This window comes from Enterobacter sp. PL_is379, from assembly GCF_055817355.1.
Genome location: NZ_JBVPGT010000032.1, coordinates 295,734 through 311,522 on the forward strand (window position 1 = coordinate 295,734; position 15,789 = coordinate 311,522).

Annotated in this window: 15 protein-coding genes; 10 read left to right on the forward strand and 5 right to left on the reverse strand. The window is 58.0% G+C overall.

Annotated features, from left to right (window positions below; genetic code table 11):
- Positions 1 to 32: 32 nt before the first annotated feature.
- Positions 33 to 677: a YtjB family periplasmic protein gene (locus AC0TOY_RS20285; RefSeq protein WP_061715993.1), complete on the reverse strand. Its 645-nt coding sequence runs from the start codon at positions 675 to 677 to the stop codon at positions 33 to 35.
- Positions 678 to 794: 117 nt separating this feature from the next.
- On the opposite strand from AC0TOY_RS20285, the gene serB reads away from it, so the two are divergent.
- From serB to nadR, 3 genes are all read left to right on the forward strand, one after another.
- Positions 795 to 1,763, forward strand: a complete 969-nt coding sequence (serB, locus tag AC0TOY_RS20290) for a phosphoserine phosphatase (protein WP_025757501.1) — start codon at positions 795 to 797, stop codon at positions 1,761 to 1,763.
- 74 nt (positions 1,764 to 1,837) lie between these two features.
- Positions 1,838 to 3,223, forward strand: coding sequence for a DNA repair protein RadA (gene radA, locus AC0TOY_RS20295; RefSeq protein ID WP_014068810.1), 1,386 nt, complete (start codon positions 1,838 to 1,840; stop codon positions 3,221 to 3,223).
- Between the two features lie 35 nt (positions 3,224 to 3,258).
- Positions 3,259 to 4,491 (forward strand): multifunctional transcriptional regulator/nicotinamide-nucleotide adenylyltransferase/ribosylnicotinamide kinase NadR, encoded by a 1,233-nt coding sequence (gene nadR, locus AC0TOY_RS20300; RefSeq protein WP_024907400.1) that lies wholly within the window; start codon positions 3,259 to 3,261, stop codon positions 4,489 to 4,491.
- 54 nt (positions 4,492 to 4,545) lie between these two features.
- Here nadR and AC0TOY_RS20305 read toward each other — a convergent pair whose 3' ends face one another.
- Positions 4,546 to 5,547 carry a zinc-binding alcohol dehydrogenase family protein gene (locus AC0TOY_RS20305; protein WP_473722453.1) on the reverse strand — a complete coding sequence of 334 codons (1,002 nt, stop codon included), beginning with the start codon at positions 5,545 to 5,547 and terminating at the stop codon, positions 4,546 to 4,548.
- Between the two features lie 108 nt (positions 5,548 to 5,655).
- Between AC0TOY_RS20305 and AC0TOY_RS20310 the strand changes: the two genes are divergently transcribed.
- Entirely contained in the window at positions 5,656 to 6,555 is a 900-nt protein-coding gene (locus tag AC0TOY_RS20310; protein ID WP_148769074.1) for a LysR family transcriptional regulator, read from the forward strand.
- A 91-nt stretch (positions 6,556 to 6,646) separates the two neighbouring features.
- On the opposite strand, the gene ettA is transcribed toward AC0TOY_RS20310, so the two are convergent.
- Entirely contained in the window at positions 6,647 to 8,314 is a 1,668-nt protein-coding gene (gene ettA, locus AC0TOY_RS20315; RefSeq protein ID WP_032649883.1) for an energy-dependent translational throttle protein EttA, read from the reverse strand.
- 227 nt (positions 8,315 to 8,541) lie between these two features.
- Between ettA and sltY the strand changes: the two genes are divergently transcribed.
- Together sltY and trpR are read left to right on the forward strand one after the other, a co-directional pair.
- Positions 8,542 to 10,479, forward strand: coding sequence for a murein transglycosylase (gene sltY, locus AC0TOY_RS20320; protein WP_121424984.1), 1,938 nt, complete (start codon positions 8,542 to 8,544; stop codon positions 10,477 to 10,479).
- A gap of 55 nt (positions 10,480 to 10,534) precedes the next feature.
- Positions 10,535 to 10,864 carry a trp operon repressor gene (gene trpR, locus AC0TOY_RS20325; RefSeq protein ID WP_024907404.1) on the forward strand — a complete coding sequence of 110 codons (330 nt, stop codon included), beginning with the start codon at positions 10,535 to 10,537 and terminating at the stop codon, positions 10,862 to 10,864.
- Here trpR and yjjX read toward each other — a convergent pair.
- Entirely contained in the window at positions 10,855 to 11,370 is a 516-nt protein-coding gene (yjjX, locus tag AC0TOY_RS20330; protein ID WP_023334447.1) for an inosine/xanthosine triphosphatase, read from the reverse strand. The two genes, trpR and yjjX, sit on opposite strands and share 10 nt — an antisense overlap.
- Before the next feature lie 50 nt (positions 11,371 to 11,420).
- On the opposite strand from yjjX, the gene gpmB reads away from it, so the two are divergent.
- Positions 11,421 to 12,068 carry a 2,3-diphosphoglycerate-dependent phosphoglycerate mutase GpmB gene (gene gpmB, locus AC0TOY_RS20335; RefSeq protein WP_473722454.1) on the forward strand — a complete coding sequence of 216 codons (648 nt, stop codon included), beginning with the start codon at positions 11,421 to 11,423 and terminating at the stop codon, positions 12,066 to 12,068.
- On the opposite strand, the gene robA is transcribed toward gpmB, so the two are convergent.
- Complete coding sequence (robA, locus tag AC0TOY_RS20340) at positions 12,065 to 12,934, reverse strand: MDR efflux pump AcrAB transcriptional activator RobA (protein ID WP_024907406.1); 870 nt, start codon at positions 12,932 to 12,934, stop codon at positions 12,065 to 12,067. The two genes, gpmB and robA, sit on opposite strands and share 4 nt — an antisense overlap.
- Before the next feature lie 211 nt (positions 12,935 to 13,145).
- Here robA and creA point away from each other — a divergent pair, with 211 nt between their 5' ends.
- Genes creA through creC form a run of 3 tightly spaced genes read left to right on the forward strand, consistent with a single transcriptional unit; the run spans position 13,146 to position 15,744 of the window.
- Complete coding sequence (gene creA / locus AC0TOY_RS20345; RefSeq protein ID WP_024907407.1) at positions 13,146 to 13,616, forward strand: protein CreA; 471 nt, start codon at positions 13,146 to 13,148, stop codon at positions 13,614 to 13,616.
- A 14-nt stretch (positions 13,617 to 13,630) separates the two neighbouring features.
- Complete coding sequence (gene creB / locus AC0TOY_RS20350) at positions 13,631 to 14,320, forward strand: two-component system response regulator CreB (protein ID WP_024907408.1); 690 nt, start codon at positions 13,631 to 13,633, stop codon at positions 14,318 to 14,320.
- A complete protein-coding gene (gene creC / locus AC0TOY_RS20355) occupies positions 14,320 to 15,744 on the forward strand; it encodes a two-component system sensor histidine kinase CreC (protein WP_473722455.1) in 1,425 nt (474 codons plus the stop codon). The genes creB and creC overlap by 1 nt, the downstream gene beginning before the upstream one ends.
- Positions 15,745 to 15,789 lie beyond the last annotated feature (45 nt).

The window sequence follows — 15,789 nt, forward strand, 5'->3', positions numbered from 1 at the left end:
TTCCTTTTCCGAATCGTTCGCCTACTTTATCACTATTCTTTCTTCTCGCTCTCTTCGTCTTCAGGGACGGATTTGCTGGCGGTCAGCAGGAACGGGGATTGCTGCCAGCGCGAGCGCTTGCCCCGAAGCAGGGTGCGCGCCAGCACAACGCCGATGGCGAGTGAAAGCAGCAGCATCAGGCGCAGAATATTGGTGGTATTATCGACCTGTTTGGCTTCAGTGGGCAGGGTGTGGGTATCGAGAGTCAGGCGCAGATAGCCCAGCGGACCATTCTTTCCCTGAATAGGTTCGACGATCTGCTGGTTAAAATAACCCCCGGCTTTTTTACCGTCCAGCGCCAGCCTGTCGCGCACGTCGACGTGCTCGCCCGCGCGGGCAATCAGGTTGCCTTGCTCATCATAGACGCCGGCATCAAGAATGCGGCTGTTCTCCGTGAGCTGGCGTAAAACCTGGCCTATCCGCTTATCGTCCGGCGTTTCAGTCCGCATGGACGGCGCGACGTTGAGCGTCACCTGGCGTGCCAGCGTGCGGGCCAGCTCTTCAAACTGAGGGTTGCGTTGCCGTTGATGGTTCTGGCTAAACCAGGATGCCCCTTGCATCAGCACCACTAACAGTGCGAGACAGGAGAGGACAATCACGGCGCGATGGAGCCGGAATTTCAGTTTTGCGCGAGCCATATTCCACCTGCTGAAAATTTACGGCTTAATGTTGCCAGAAGTGATGGTTACAGGGTAGCCTCATGCGTTATTTTCCCTCTGCAACCTTCTGGCGCGAACGAAACTACAGGAGCTTTAATGCCGAACATTACCTGGTGTGACCTGCCAACGGATGTCTCTTTATGGCCAGGATTGCCGCTCTCTTTAAGTGGCGATGAGGTGATGCCTCTGGATTACCACGCCGGTCGTAGCGGCTGGCTCCTCTACGGACGCGGTCTGGATAAGCAACGCCTGACCCAGTATCAAAGCAAGCTGGGTGCGGCGATGGTCATCGTCGCCGCCTGGTGCGTGGAAGACTACCAGGTTATTCGCCTGGCGGGCTCTCTGACGCAGCGCGCAACGCGTCTGGCGCATGACGCCGGGCTGGACGTCGCGCCGCTGGGTAAAATTCCGCATCTGAAAACGCCGGGCCTGCTGGTGATGGACATGGACTCTACCGCCATTCAGATCGAGTGTATCGACGAAATTGCAAAGCTGGCGGGCAGCGGCGAGCTGGTAGCGGAAGTGACCGAGCGTGCGATGCGCGGCGAGCTGGACTTCACCGCCAGCCTGAGACAGCGCGTGGCGACCCTGAAAGGGGCCGATGCCAACATTCTGCGCCAGGTGCGCGACGTGCTGCCGCTGATGCCAGGGCTGACGCAGCTGGTGCTGAAGCTGCAGTCGCTGGGCTGGAAAGTGGCGATCGCCTCCGGTGGCTTCACCTTCTTCGCGGATTATCTGCGGGAAAAATTGCATCTGACCACCGTGGTGGCCAACGAGCTGGAGATCATGGACGGCAAGCTGACCGGCCAGGTGATCGGCGATATTGTGGATGCCCAGTACAAAGCCAATACGCTGACGCGTCTGGCGGAAAAATATGAAATTCCGGTTGTCCAGACCGTCGCGATCGGGGATGGCGCTAACGACCTGCCGATGATCAAAGCGGCCGGCCTGGGCATTGCCTACCATGCCAAGCCAAAAGTGAATGAAAAGACGGAAGTGACTATCCGTCACGCTGACCTGATGGGGGTGTTCTGCATTCTCTCCGGCAGCCTTAATCAGAAATAACGGCCTGCTTTGTAGGCCGGGTAAGCGTAAGCGCCACCCGGCTCGCAGGCCGCACAGAAATAACGAGGTAAACCGTGGCGAAAGCTCCAAAACGCGCATTTGTCTGTAACGAATGTGGTGCGGATTATCCGCGCTGGCAGGGGCAATGCAGCGCCTGCCATGCCTGGAACACCATCACCGAAGTGCGTGGTGTGGCGGCTTCGCCGAGCGTGGCGCGCAATGAACGCCTGAGCGGCTACGCGGGCAATGCGGGCGTAGCGAAAGTCCAGAAGCTCTCGGACATCAGCCTCGAAGAGCTGCCGCGCTTCTCCACCGGGTTTAAAGAGTTTGACCGCGTGCTCGGCGGCGGCGTAGTGCCGGGCAGCGCGATTCTTATCGGCGGTAATCCGGGCGCGGGCAAGTCAACCCTGCTGCTGCAAACGCTCTGCAAGCTCGCCGAACAGATGAAAACCCTGTACGTCACGGGGGAAGAGTCCCTGCAGCAGGTGGCGATGCGCGCGCACCGTCTGGGCCTGCCGACCGGTAATCTGAACATGCTGTCGGAAACCAGCATCGAGCAGATCTGCATGATCGCCGAAGAAGAGCAGCCGAAGCTGATGGTGATCGACTCCATCCAGGTGATGCACATGGCGGACATCCAGTCCTCGCCGGGCAGCGTCGCGCAGGTGCGTGAAACCGCGGCCTACCTGACGCGCTTTGCCAAAACGCGCGGCGTGGCGATTGTGATGGTCGGCCACGTGACCAAAGACGGCTCGCTGGCCGGGCCGAAGGTGCTTGAACACTGTATCGACTGCTCCGTGATGCTCGACGGCGACGCGGACTCCCGCTTCCGTACCCTGCGCAGCCATAAAAACCGCTTTGGGGCGGTGAACGAACTGGGCGTGTTTGCCATGACCGAGCAGGGGCTGCGCGAAGTCAGCAACCCGTCGGCCATCTTCCTGAGCCGTGGCGATGAGATCACCTCCGGCAGCTCGGTGATGGTGCTATGGGAAGGGACGCGCCCGCTGCTTGTCGAAATTCAGGCGCTGGTGGACGTGTCGATGATGGGCAACCCGCGGCGCGTGGCGGTCGGTCTGGAACAGAACCGTCTGGCGATCCTGCTGGCGGTGCTGCACCGTCACGGCGGGCTGCAGATGGCGGATCAGGACGTCTTCGTGAACGTGGTCGGCGGCGTCAAAGTCACTGAGACCAGCGCAGACCTGGCGCTGCTGCTGGCGATGGTCTCCAGCCTGCGCGACAGACCGCTGCCGCAGGATCTGGTGGTGTTTGGTGAAGTGGGGCTGGCCGGGGAAATCCGCCCGGTGCCCAGCGGCCAGGAGCGTATCTCCGAGGCGGCGAAACACGGTTTCCGTCGCGCGATCGTTCCCGCCGCCAACGTGCCGAAAAAAATCCCGGAAGGGATGCAGGTTTTTGGCGTGAAGAAACTCGCAGATGCGTTAAATGTCTTTGACGACTTATAATTACGTATTCGATTTTGCAGGAGGCACCGTAATTTATGTCATCATTTGACTACATCAAGACCGCTATCCGCCAGAAGGGCTGCACGCTGCAGCAGGTGGCAGACGCCAGCGGCATGACCAAAGGCTACCTGAGCCAACTGCTGAACGCCAAAATCAAAAGCCCCAGCGCGCAGAAGCTCGAAGCGCTGCACCGCTTTCTGGGGCTGGAATTCCCGCGTATGCAAAAGAACATCGGCGTGGTGTTCGGCAAGTTTTACCCGCTGCATACCGGGCATATCTATCTGATCCAGCGCGCCTGTAGTCAGGTGGACGAGCTGCACATCATCATGGGCTATGACGAAACCCGCGACCGTCAGCTGTTTGAAGAGAGCGCCATGTCGCAGCAGCCGACCGTGCCGGACCGCCTGCGCTGGCTGCTTCAGACCTTCAAGTACCAGAAAAACATTCGTATTCATGCCTTCAACGAAGAAGGTATGGAGCCGTACCCGCACGGCTGGGACGTATGGAGCAACGGCATCAAAGCGTTTATGGAAGAGAAGGGCATTGCGCCTAACTGGATCTACACCTCTGAAGAGTCCGATGCGCCGCAGTTCCGCGAGCATTTGGGCATCGAGACGGTACTGATCGATCCGAAGCGCACCTTCATGAACATCAGCGGAGCGCAGATCCGCGAAAACCCGTTCCGCTACTGGGATTACATCCCGACCGAGGTGAAGCCGTTCTTTGTGCGCACGGTAGCTATTCTGGGCGGCGAGTCGAGCGGGAAATCAACGCTGGTCAACAAGCTGGCGAACATCTTCAATACCACCAGCGCGTGGGAGTACGGGCGCGACTATGTCTTTTCCCATCTGGGCGGTGATGAGATGGCGCTGCAGTATTCCGACTACGATAAAATCGCGCTCGGTCATGCCCAGTACATTGATTTCGCGGTGAAATACGCCAACAAGGTGGCGTTTATCGATACCGATTTCGTCACCACGCAGGCGTTCTGTAAAAAATACGAAGGGCGCGAGCACCCGTTCGTACAGGCGCTAATTGACGAATACCGTTTTGACCTGGTGATCCTGCTGGAGAACAACACCCCGTGGGTGGCCGACGGCATGCGCAGCCTCGGCAGCTCCGTGGACCGGCGGGAGTTCCAGTCCATGCTGGTGGAGATGCTCAACGAAAACAACGTTGAGTTTGTGCACGTGGAAGAGTCGGACTACGACTCCCGTTTCCTGCGCTGCGTCGAGCTGGTGAAGGAGATGATGGGAGAGCAGGGGTAAGCGTTAACCTCCCTCTCCCTGTGGGAGAGGGCCGGGGTGAGGGCATCAGGCCACTCAATACTCAACCACCACTTTCCCGCGCATATGCCCGTCCAGCACCTTACGGTGCGCCTCGGTAATGCTTTCCACGCTCAGCCCGTGCAGCGTTTCACTTAGCGAGCTTTCCACCATGCCGTTATCCACCAGCTTCGCCACCTCATTGAGGATCTCACCCTGACGCGCCATATCAGCGGTCTGGTACATGCTGCGGGTGTACATAAATTCCCAGTGCAGCGCGGCGGATTTCGACTTCAGCTTGTCCTGGTTCAGCGGACGTTCATTCTCGACGATAGAACAGATATGCCCCTGAGGCGCAATCAGTTCGCTGACCGCATCCCAGTGTCCGTCGGTATCGTTGAGGATGAAAATATAATCCACAAAGGTCAGCCCGTGTTTCGCCAGTTCGCCTTTCAGATCGCGGTAGTTCACCACCACATCTGCACCGCGATCGCGGCACCACTGGGCGGAATCTTCACGCGACGCGGTTGCGATGATTTTCACCTTGCTGTTGTGCTTCGCGAACGGGATCGCCAGCGATCCCACCCCGCCAGCACCGCCGATGATCAGCAGGGTCTTGTCCGCACCGGCATCCTGAATGTTCAGCCGTTCAAACAGTCCTTCCCACGCGGTGAGTGCGGTCAACGGTAGCGCAGCGGCAGCCGCCCAGCCGAGGCTTGCCGGTTTGTGCCCGACAATGCGGGCGTCGATCAGCTGATGCGTGGTATTGCTGCCCGGACGGGTGATGTCGCCCGCGTACCACACTTCATCTCCCGGCTTGAATCCGGTCACGCCCGTCCCAACGGCTTTGACGATCCCGCTGGCATCCCATCCCAGCACGCGCGGTGCGTTCAGCCCGCTTTTAGCAATGCCCGCGTGGACTTTGGTATCGACCGGGTTAACGGAGACGGCCTTCACCTCCACCAGCAGATCGTGCTCGCCGGGCTGTGGCATCGGCGGGGTGATTTCAATGAAGGTAGAGGGATTTTCAGGGTTAACGGCGATGGCTTTCACTGACATGGTGTGCTCCTCAATGGCATGCGTTTTGTTGAGGCTAGTCTATTAAGTGGCCAGTTGCATGATAAGATGGACAATCAAGAACTCAGCGTTCGTACAGGATGAACAATCATGTTTAAGCAGCTGCAGGATATGGCGCTGTTCGCGCTGGTGGCGGAGATGGGCAGCTTTACCGCTGCGGCGCAGAAGGCGGAACTGCCGAAATCCAGCGTCAGCCAGCGTATTAGCCAGCTGGAGCAGCAGGTGGGTATCCGCCTGCTCAACCGCACCACGCGCAGGATCAGCCTCACGTTTGCGGGCGAGCACTATCTGGTGCACTGCCGCGAAATGCTGGCGGCCAGCGAGCGGGCGGAGTACGCCATTCAGCGCCTGCGCGAAAACCCGAGCGGGCGGCTGCGCATCACCTGTCCGGCTGGGATTGGGGCGACGCTGCTGGCACACATGAATGCAGAGTTCCAGCTTCGCTATCCTGAGGTTTCGCTGGACGTGTCGATCTCTGATGACGTGGTGGACCTGGTCGAGGCCGGGTTTGACGTGGCGCTGCGTACCGGCAAGCCGCAGGACTCCTCCCTGATTGGCCGCATGATCGGGCACTGCCCGCGCTACATGCTGGCTTCGCCGGACTATCTGGCGCGCCGGGCGCCGCTGACGCATCCCCGTCAGTTGGTGGAGCACCGCAGCATTACGCATCGGGCTTGGTCAGAGTGGCTTCTGCGAAGCGAGAGCGAGGATTACCGCTACCTGCCGGATAACGCGCACATGACCGATAACCTGGTATACGCCCGCGAATGTGCGATTGCCGGTGCGGGGGTTACGCTGCTTCCTGCATTTCTACTGGAAGATAAAGTTGAAAAGGGCGCGCTGGTGCAGGTGCTGCCGGAGTGGAATGTTGAAGGTAACGATCTGTGGCTGGCGTACCCAAGCCGCAAGCTGAATTCACCCGCGCTGATGAGCTATATCGACTTTGCAATGCAGTTTGATGAGGTGAAGCGGTATTACGTGGGTGGGTGATTTTGTGCGGCCTGATGCCCTCACCCTGGCCCTCTCCCACGGGGAGAGGGTACAAACATAAAAAACGGCAACCGAAGTTGCCGTTTTGCTTTTATTTCGCAATACGCTTGTACTTAATACGCTTCGGCTCCAGCGCGTCGGCGCCCAGCGTGCGTTTCTTGTACTCTTCGTATTCGGTGAAGTTACCTTCGAAGAACTCCACTTTACCTTCGTCCTGGTAGTCCAGGATGTGGGTCGCGATACGGTCCAGGAACCAGCGGTCGTGCGAGATAACCATCGCGCAGCCCGGGAACTCCAGCAGGGCGTTTTCCAGCGCGCGCAGGGTTTCGATATCCAGGTCGTTGGTTGGTTCATCGAGCAGCAGAACGTTACCGCCCACCTGTAGCAGCTTCGCCAGGTGCAGACGACCGCGCTCACCGCCGGACAGCTCGCCCACGCGTTTGCCCTGATCGGTGCCTTTAAAGTTAAAGCGACCAACGTAGGCGCGGCTTGGCATCTCGGTGTTGCCGATACGCATGATATCCAGACCGCCGGAGACTTCTTCCCACACGGTTTTGCTGTTATCCATCGCGTCACGGAACTGGTCAACTGAGGCCAGCTTCACGGTTTCACCCAGGGTGATTGAGCCGCTATCAGGCTGTTCCTGACCGGACATCATGCGGAACAGGGTTGATTTACCCGCGCCGTTCGGACCGATGATCCCGACGATAGCGCCTTTCGGTACGGAGAAGGTCAGGTCGTCGATCAGCAGGCGGTCGCCGTAAGACTTACGCAGGTTGCTGACTTCAACCACTTTATCCCCCAGACGTGCTCCAGGTGGAATAAACAGTTCGTTGGTTTCGTTACGTTTCTGGTATTCGGTGTTGTTCAGCTCTTCGAAGCGTGCCAGACGGGCTTTGCCCTTAGACTGACGGCCTTTCGCGCCCTGACGCACCCACTCCAGCTCTTTCTCGATAGACTTACGACGGGCCGCTTCCTGAGACGCTTCCTGAGCCAGACGCTGATCTTTCTGCTCCAGCCAGGAGGAGTAGTTGCCTTCCCACGGAATACCTTCGCCGCGGTCCAGCTCCAGGATCCAGCCGGCGACGTTGTCGAGGAAGTAACGGTCGTGGGTGATCGCCACAACGGTGCCTTCGAAGTCGTGCAGGAAGCGTTCCAGCCACGCCACGGATTCCGCATCCAGGTGGTTGGTTGGTTCGTCGAGCAGCAGCATGTCTGGTTTTTCCAGCAGCAGGCGGCACAGCGCCACGCGGCGGCGTTCACCCCCGGAGAGGTTCGCGATTTTCGCATCCCAGTCCGGCAGACGCAGGGCATCAGCCGCGCGCTCCAGCTGCACGTTCAGGTTGTGACCGTCGTGCGCCTGGATAATCTCTTCATACTTGCCCTGCTGTGCAGCCAGCTTGTCGAAGTCCGCATCCGGCTCGGCGTATTTGGCATACACTTCATCCAGACCTTTCAGGGCGTTAACCACTTCGGAAACCGCTTCTTCAACGGACTCACGCACGGTGTGTTCCGGATTCAGCTGAGGTTCCTGCGGCAAGTAGCCGATCTTGATGCCAGGCTGCGGACGGGCTTCACCTTCGATGTCTGTATCAATGCCGGCCATGATGCGCAGCAGGGTGGACTTACCGGCACCGTTGAGACCCAGAACACCGATTTTTGCGCCCGGGAAGAAGCTCAGCGAGATATTTTTAAGAATATGACGTTTCGGCGGGACAACTTTGCCGACACGATGCATGGTATAAACGAATTGAGCCACGTTGGACTTCGCCTCTTTTATCGTAATGAGAAGGAATTTCAGCCTCGAAGTGTAGCCTTTTTCACGGCCTAATCCCAGCCAGGAACGTCGGGAGTGTTAAAACGCGCAAGAAAGGTAAAAAAGTGTCCATGACGTGGCGCGTTGAAGGATGCCTGGTTAGCATAAGTTGATTAGACTTTGACGTGGCAAGACGCTGCAATTGACGAAAAAACAATGAGGAAGAGCTTGTGGAAAAAGCCAAACGGGTGGTCTGGCGTCTGCTGGCTGCCAGCGTATGCGTAATGGCGGTAAGCCAGGCGGTGCATGCCGATTCACTGGATGAACAACGTAATCGCTACGCCCAGATTAAACAGGCGTGGGACAACAAGCAGATGGATACCGTGCAGGCGCTAATGCCGACGCTAAAGGATTATCCGCTGTATCCGTATCTGGAGTATCGCCAGATCACGGACGATCTGATGAACCAGCCTACCGTCACCGTGAATAACTTCATTCAGGCGAACCCGACCCTGCCGCCAGCCCGAAATCTCCAGTCTCGTTTTGTGAATGAGCTGGCGCGTCGCGAAGACTGGCGTGGACTGCTGGCGTTTAGTCCTGAAAAGCCGAACGCCACCGAAGCCCAGTGTAACTACTACTACGCGAAATGGGCGACCGGCCAGCAGGAAGAGGCCTGGGCCGGGGCGAAAGAGCTCTGGCTGACCGGGAAAAATCAGCCGAACGCCTGTGATTCCCTGTTCGGCGCGTGGCGCGCATCTGGTAAACAGGACCCGCTGTCCTACCTTGAGCGCATCCGCCTGGCGATGAAGGCAGGCAACACGCGGCTGGTGACCACGCTGGCGGGGCAGATGCCGTCCGATTACCAGACGATCTCCACGGCGGTTATCTCGCTGGCAAACGATCCCAACAGCGTCCTGACCTTTGCCCGCAGTACGGGCGCGACCGATTTTACCCGCCAGATGGCGGCGGTGGCCTTTGCCAGCGTGGCGCGTGACGACGTGGAAAACGCGCGGCTGATGATCCCGCAGCTGGTGCAGGCGCAGCAGCTTAATGAAGAGCAAACCCAGGAGCTGCGCGATATCGTGGCGTGGCGACTAATGGGCACTGATGTGACCGACGAGCAGGCGCGCTGGCGAGACGATGCCATTATGCGGTCGAACTCCACGTCGCTGGTGGAGCGCCGCGTGCGCATGGCGCTGGGTACGGGCGATCGTCGCGGGCTCAATACCTGGCTCGCGCGGTTGCCAATGGAGGCCAAAGAGAAAGACGAATGGCGCTACTGGCAGGCCGATCTGCTGATGGAGCGCGGTCGTGATGATGAAGCCAAAGAAATTCTCCATACGTTGATGCAGCAGCGCGGGTTCTACCCGATGGCGGCCGCGCAGCGCCTGGGCGAGGAGTACACCTTCCGCATTGATAAGGCGCCCGCTAACGCGAACCCGGCGCTGACGCAGGGGCCAGAAATGGCGCGCGTTCGCGAGCTGATGTACTGGAATATGGATAACACCGCGCGCAGCGAGTGGGCGAATCTGGTGACCAGCCGCACCACCGACGAAAAAGCCCAGCTTGCTCGCTATGCCTTTGATAATCACTGGTGGGATCTCAGCGTGCAGGCGACGATCGCCGGCAAGCTCTGGGATCATCTGGAAGAGCGTTTCCCGCTGGCGTACAAAGATCTCTTCGATCGCTATACCAGCGGCAAAGATATCCCGCAAAGCTACGCGATGGCGATTGCCCGTCAGGAGAGCGCATGGAACCCGAAAGTCCGTTCCCCGGTGGGCGCCAGCGGCCTGATGCAGATTATGCCGGGCACGGCGACGCACACGGTGAAGATGTTTAATATCCCTGGGTACAGCAGCCCGTCACAGCTTCTCGATCCGGATACCAACATCAACATCGGTACCAGCTACCTGCAGTACGTGTATCAGCAGTTTGGCAATAACCGCATCTTCTCGTCGGCGGCGTATAACGCGGGGCCTGGACGCGTGCGCACCTGGCTCGGCAACAGCGCCGGACGCATCGACGCCGTGGCGTTTGTCGAGAGCATCCCGTTCTCGGAAACGCGCGGCTACGTGAAGAACGTGCTGGCCTATGACGCCTACTATCGCTACTTCATGGGGCAGAAAGATACCCTGATGAGCGATGCCGAGTGGCAGAGGCGTTACTGATCGGCGTGGGTTGTGTTATGCTGTACTCGCTAATGAGTACAAGAGGCAGCATAACATGACCCAGCATTCCCCGTATTCCTCGGCAATGGCCGAACAACGTCATCAGGAGTGGCTTCGTTTTGTGGAGCTGCTTCGCCAGTCTTACGAACAGGATCTGCATTTACCCCTGATGCAGCTGATGCTCACGCCGGACGAGCGCGAGGCGCTGGGCACGCGCGTGCGGATCATTGAAGAGCTGCTGCGCGGCGAGATGAGCCAGCGCGAGCTGAAGAATGAGCTCGGCGCGGGCATTGCAACGATCACCCGCGGCTCGAACAGCCTGAAGTCGGCGCCGGTTGAGCTGCGCCAGTGGCTCGAGTCAGTCTTATTAAGCGATCAACGATAAATCGCGTTATGGAACGGGCTTAACGCTAAAATCACCGCCTGGTGGTAAACGCCTGAACGCGTCAGCGCGCCTGCGGTAAAGACGCCAATCGCCCCTTCTTTACGACCAATCTCATCGATGCCGGTGTACTGCGACATTACCGGCCCGAGCGCTTCACCCGCACGGACTTTTTCCAGAATGATCTCCGGCAGCGGAAGGGTGGCCGAACGCGCTTCACCGCGCTGTTCACGGCTTTCGATCACCACCCAGCTAAAAGTTGCGCCTTCGTCGATACCGGCTTCAATCGCTACCCAAAAGTCAGCATTCGGTGCCGCGGCCTTAGCGTTTGCCACGCGATTTCGTGCGCCAGCGCGCGTTTCCTCGCTGCCAAACGGCTGTTCAGGCACGCCACTCTCGACGCCGATGGCCTCAATATGGCAGGATCCTGCGCCGAAGATCTCGTCAAATGCCCTTAGAATTGCCTGAATTTTGGCAGGATTAGTGGTAGCAGAGACAACATGGTGCATAATTAAGCTCGATTCAAAAAAAACTCATCGCAGTATAACGGAAAAAAAGCATGTTACAGGTATACCTTGTTCGCCACGGTGAAACGCAGTGGAACGCCGAGCGACGTATTCAAGGCCAGTCAGACAGTCCTCTCACTGAGAAGGGTGTGCAGCAAGCGTGGCAGGTGGCGGAACGCGCCAGAACGCTGGGCATAACCCACGTGATTACCAGCGATTTAGGTCGCACACAGCAGACGGCGCGCATCATCGCGGACGCCTGCGGCTGTGACGTCATGCTTGAGCCGCGCCTGCGCGAGCTGGATATGGGCGTGCTGGAAAAACGCCATATCGATACGCTGACGGAAACGGAAGAGGGCTGGCGCCGCACGCTGGTGAACGGTACCGAAGATGGCCGTATTCCTGAGGGCGAGTCCATGCAGGAGCTCAGCGAACGTATGCATGCCGCACTGGCGGAATGCCTGAAGCTCCCGGCAGGAAGCCGTCCGCTGCTGGTGAGTCACGGGATTGCGTTGGGTTGCCTGGTGAGCACCATTCTGGGGTTACCGGCTTACGCCGAGCGCCGTTTGCGTCTGCGCAACTGCTCCATTTCCCGGATTGATTATCAGGAAAGCGCGTGGCTGGCGTCAGGTTGGGTCGTGGAGATGGCAGGGGACATTTCGCATCTCGATGCCCCTGCGCTTGACGAACTGCAGCGTTAACGGCGTATCGGAATCAAGAATTCCATACGCAGATTGATTGGGCCTTCTTCCGGTTTGGCATCCTGCGCCGGGTAGTAGCGCTCAATGTCCTGACCTTTACGGCGATTCAGATTCAGCATCGGCATGCAGGTTCCGTAAACGGTCAGGATGAACTCCTGAACTCCCGTTCCCAGCCCTTCATAGGCGAACATCACGTATTCGCCGCCTTCCAGCACGACAGGCTTAGAACCCTGAATGTAGCCATTGGCCATATCCGGCGTCAGCGCGGTGGTGTAGAACACCTCCTGCTCGTCGTCTTTTTCCTGGCTCGGGTGCGTTTCGTTGAGACCATACAGAATTGGCGGGATCGCCGGCGCGTGGCTCAGGAAGTCGCGCCAGAACTGGACGCGCATCTGATGACGGAACTCGGAAATCTGCTCCAGTGAACAGGAGTAGCTCTGCGTTGTGCCGATCAGATGGGTTTCTGGCAGGGTAATAATTTCATACTTCGGCATCGCGAACTCGCCCAGACGCAGCGGCGGACGCATGCCAAACGAGCTCCAGTCAGGCGAGCGACGATAAAGCGCTGGCGTCAACGAGAACTGTTTTTTAAAGGCGCGGGTGAAGGTCTGCTGCGAATCGAAACGATATTGCAGGGCAATATCCAGAATCGGCCGCGCCGTCAGGCGCAGTGCCACAGCAGATTTTGATAAACGACGCGCGCGAATATAGGCCCCGATAGCATGACCGGTGACATCCTTGAACATCCTTTGCAGATGCCACTTGGAATAGCCTGCTTTAGCCGCCACATTATCCAGTGACAAAGGCTGGTCGAGATGACCTTCCAGCCAGGTGAGCAGGTCGCGAATAATTCCAGCCTGATCCATATACTATCCTTATCCTTAAAACAGCAGGTGCCTGATAACAGGTTAGCGGATAATAGCATTTTTTGATGTTTTAGCATTCAGTGTTTTTTTTGCGCATTCATGCTTTTTAGAGCACATTACAGGCAGATATATTCTAATCCTGTGATCTTGCTACATTTTTATCTAAAGTGTTGAATAATTGCTCAATGTAATTTTAAAGAATGGTAACAATATGAAATACAAGACTTTGATCTTCACCGCGTTGATGCTGATGGTCGGGCGCGCGGCGCAGGCTGAGCAGATTGGCTCCGTCGATACCGTGTTCAAAATGTTTGGCCCGGACCACAAAATCGTGGTGGAGGCGTTTGACGATCCGGACGTGAAAAACGTCACCTGCTATGTCAGCCGCGCGAAAACGGGCGGTATCAAAGGCGGGCTGGGACTGGCGGAAGACACCTCCGATGCGGCGATTTCGTGTCAGCAGGTGGGGCCGGTTGAGCTAAGCGATAAAATTAAAAACGGCAAAGCGCAGGGCGACGTGGTATTCCAGAAACGGACCTCGCTGGTGTTTAAAAAGCTGCAGGTGGTGCGTTTTTATGATGCCAAACGCAATACGCTGGCTTACCTCGCCTATTCCGATAAAGTGGTGGAAGGCTCACCGAAAAACGCGATCAGCGCGGTGCCAATTATGCCTTGGCAGTAATTCAGGGACGAATCATGCAACAACCTGTGGTCTGGCTGGTTGAAGACGAAACCAGTATCGCCGATACGCTGATCTACATGCTTCAGCAGGAAGGATTCGCGGTAAAGGCGTTTGAACGCGGTTTACCCGTGCTGGAGGAGGCTCGGCGGCAGGTTCCGGCGCTTGCCATTCTGGACGTCGGGCTGCCGGACATCAGTGGATTTGAGCTTTGTCGCCAGCTACTGGCGCAGCATCCCTCACTGCCCGTGCTGTTTCTGACGGCGCGCAGTGATGAGGTAGACAAGCTGCTTGGTCTGGAAATGGGCGCTGATGACTACGTTGCGAAACCTTTCTCCCCTCGTGAAGTCTGCGCCCGGGTGCGGACGATTTTGAGGCGCATGCAAAAATCCGCCGCACCGTCAGAAACGTTGCGTATCGGGCAGTTTGAACTGAACGAACCTGCCGCGCGGATCAGCTGGTGCGGGGAAGCACTGCCCCTGACCCGCTACGAATTCTTGCTGCTCAAAACCTTGTTACAGGCACCCGGGCGGGTCTTTTCGCGTCAGCAGCTCATGGACAAGGTATGGGGTGAAGACGGCGACAGCTTCGATCGTACCGTGGACACCCACATCAAAACCCTGCGCGCCAAGCTGCGTGCGGTGAACGAAGAACTGTCACCCATCAGCACCCATCGCGGTATGGGCTACAGTCTGGGCCTTTACTGATGCGCATTGGGATGCGGCTATTGCTGGGATACTTCCTGATCGTGGCCATCGCCGCGTGGTTTGTGCTGTCGATCTTTGTTCAGGAAGTAAAGCCCGGCGTGCGTAGGGCAACCGAGGGCACGTTAATCGATACCGCGACCCTGTTGGCCGAAATCGGACGTGATGATTTGCTTTCGGGTCATGCGCAGCAGGGCAAGCTGGCACAGGCCTTTTCCCAGCTTCATCAGCGCCCCTTCCGCGCCAATATCGGCGGGATCCATAAAGTGCGTAACGAGTATCACGTCTACATGACCGATGCGCAGGGCCGAGTCGTGTTTGATTCCGCCGGTCTGGCCGTGGGGCAAGATTACTCGCGCTGGAACGATGTCTGGCTGACGCTTCGCGGCGAATACGGCGCGCGCAGTACCCAGAGCCATCCCGACGATCCGGAGAGCACGGTGATGTATGTTGCCGCGCCGGTTGTGGATCAGGGCAAGATTATCGGCGTGCTGTCGGTGGGGAAACCGAACAGCGCGATGGCGCCGGTGATTCACCGCAGCGAGCGACGGATACTGTGGGCTGGCGGGGCGCTGCTCGGCATTGCCCTGCTGATTGGCCTCGTCGTGGCATGGTGGATCAATCGATCTATCGGTACGTTATCGCGCTATGCCGACTCGGTGACCACGGATACACCTCTCCCGCTGCCTAATCCTGGCAGCAGCGAACTGCACAAGCTGGCCCAGGCGCTGGAAAATATGCGCATTCGCCTTGAAGGGAAAAACTACATTGAACGCTATGTCCATGCGTTGACCCACGAGCTGAAAAGCCCGATTGCCGCCATACGCGGCGCGGCAGAAATTCTCTCCGAGCAGCCGCCGCCGCAGGTTGCCGCGCGGTTTATCGATAATATTCTGGTGCAAAATGCGCGCATGCAGTCGCTGGTTGAAAAGCTGCTCACTCAGGCGCGGCTTGAAAATCGTGTCGAGATTACGCCTGAAGCTGTCAGCGTTGACTCGCTCTTCACTCGGCTTGCAGACGCGCGAGCGACGCTGTTGGCAGCGAAAGAAATTGTGCTGACCCTTCAGCCGACATCGCTTTATGTGGCGGGCGATCCCGACCTTCTCGAACAGGCGCTCGGCAATTTGCTGGATAACGCTATCGATTTCACCCCGCAGGGTGGCGCCATTGCGCTGGCGGCCCGGGAAGATCGCAGGCAGGTAGAGCTGATCGTCACCGACAGCGGAAGCGGGATCCCGGATTACGCGCTGGAGCGTATTTTTGAGCGCTTTTATTCCCTTCCGCGCGAGAACGGGTTAAAGAGCAGCGGGCTCGGGCTGGCGTTTGTTCAGGAGGTGGCGCGTCTGCATCAGGGAGAGATTACATTGCGTAATCGTGATGAAGGTGGCGTGATGGCCACGCTGACACTTCACCGTCCCTTCACATAACTTCAAACTGACCCCACACAGCCTGGTTACGCTCTCCTCATCACA

What these genes read in the sequence shown, in the direction of transcription:
- yjjX (WP_023334447.1), bottom strand. Translation starts at nt 11,370, where the DNA reads ATGCACCATGTTGTCTCTGCTACCACTAATCCTGCCAAAATTCAGGCA.
- trpR (WP_024907404.1), top strand. Translation starts at nt 10,535, where the DNA reads ATGACCCAGCATTCCCCGTATTCCTCGGCAATGGCCGAACAACGTCAT.
- gpmB (WP_473722454.1), top strand. Translation starts at nt 11,421, where the DNA reads ATGTTACAGGTATACCTTGTTCGCCACGGTGAAACGCAGTGGAACGCC.
- AC0TOY_RS20285 (WP_061715993.1), bottom strand. Translation starts at nt 677, where the DNA reads ATGGCTCGCGCAAAACTGAAATTCCGGCTCCATCGCGCCGTGATTGTC.
- robA (WP_024907406.1), bottom strand. Translation starts at nt 12,934, where the DNA reads ATGGATCAGGCTGGAATTATTCGCGACCTGCTCACCTGGCTGGAAGGT.
- creB (WP_024907408.1), top strand. Translation starts at nt 13,631, where the DNA reads ATGCAACAACCTGTGGTCTGGCTGGTTGAAGACGAAACCAGTATCGCC.
- creC (WP_473722455.1), top strand. Translation starts at nt 14,320, where the DNA reads ATGCGCATTGGGATGCGGCTATTGCTGGGATACTTCCTGATCGTGGCC.
- AC0TOY_RS20305 (WP_473722453.1), bottom strand. Translation starts at nt 5,547, where the DNA reads ATGTCAGTGAAAGCCATCGCCGTTAACCCTGAAAATCCCTCTACCTTC.
- creA (WP_024907407.1), top strand. Translation starts at nt 13,146, where the DNA reads ATGAAATACAAGACTTTGATCTTCACCGCGTTGATGCTGATGGTCGGG.
- nadR (WP_024907400.1), top strand. Translation starts at nt 3,259, where the DNA reads ATGTCATCATTTGACTACATCAAGACCGCTATCCGCCAGAAGGGCTGC.
- AC0TOY_RS20310 (WP_148769074.1), top strand. Translation starts at nt 5,656, where the DNA reads ATGTTTAAGCAGCTGCAGGATATGGCGCTGTTCGCGCTGGTGGCGGAG.
- serB (WP_025757501.1), top strand. Translation starts at nt 795, where the DNA reads ATGCCGAACATTACCTGGTGTGACCTGCCAACGGATGTCTCTTTATGG.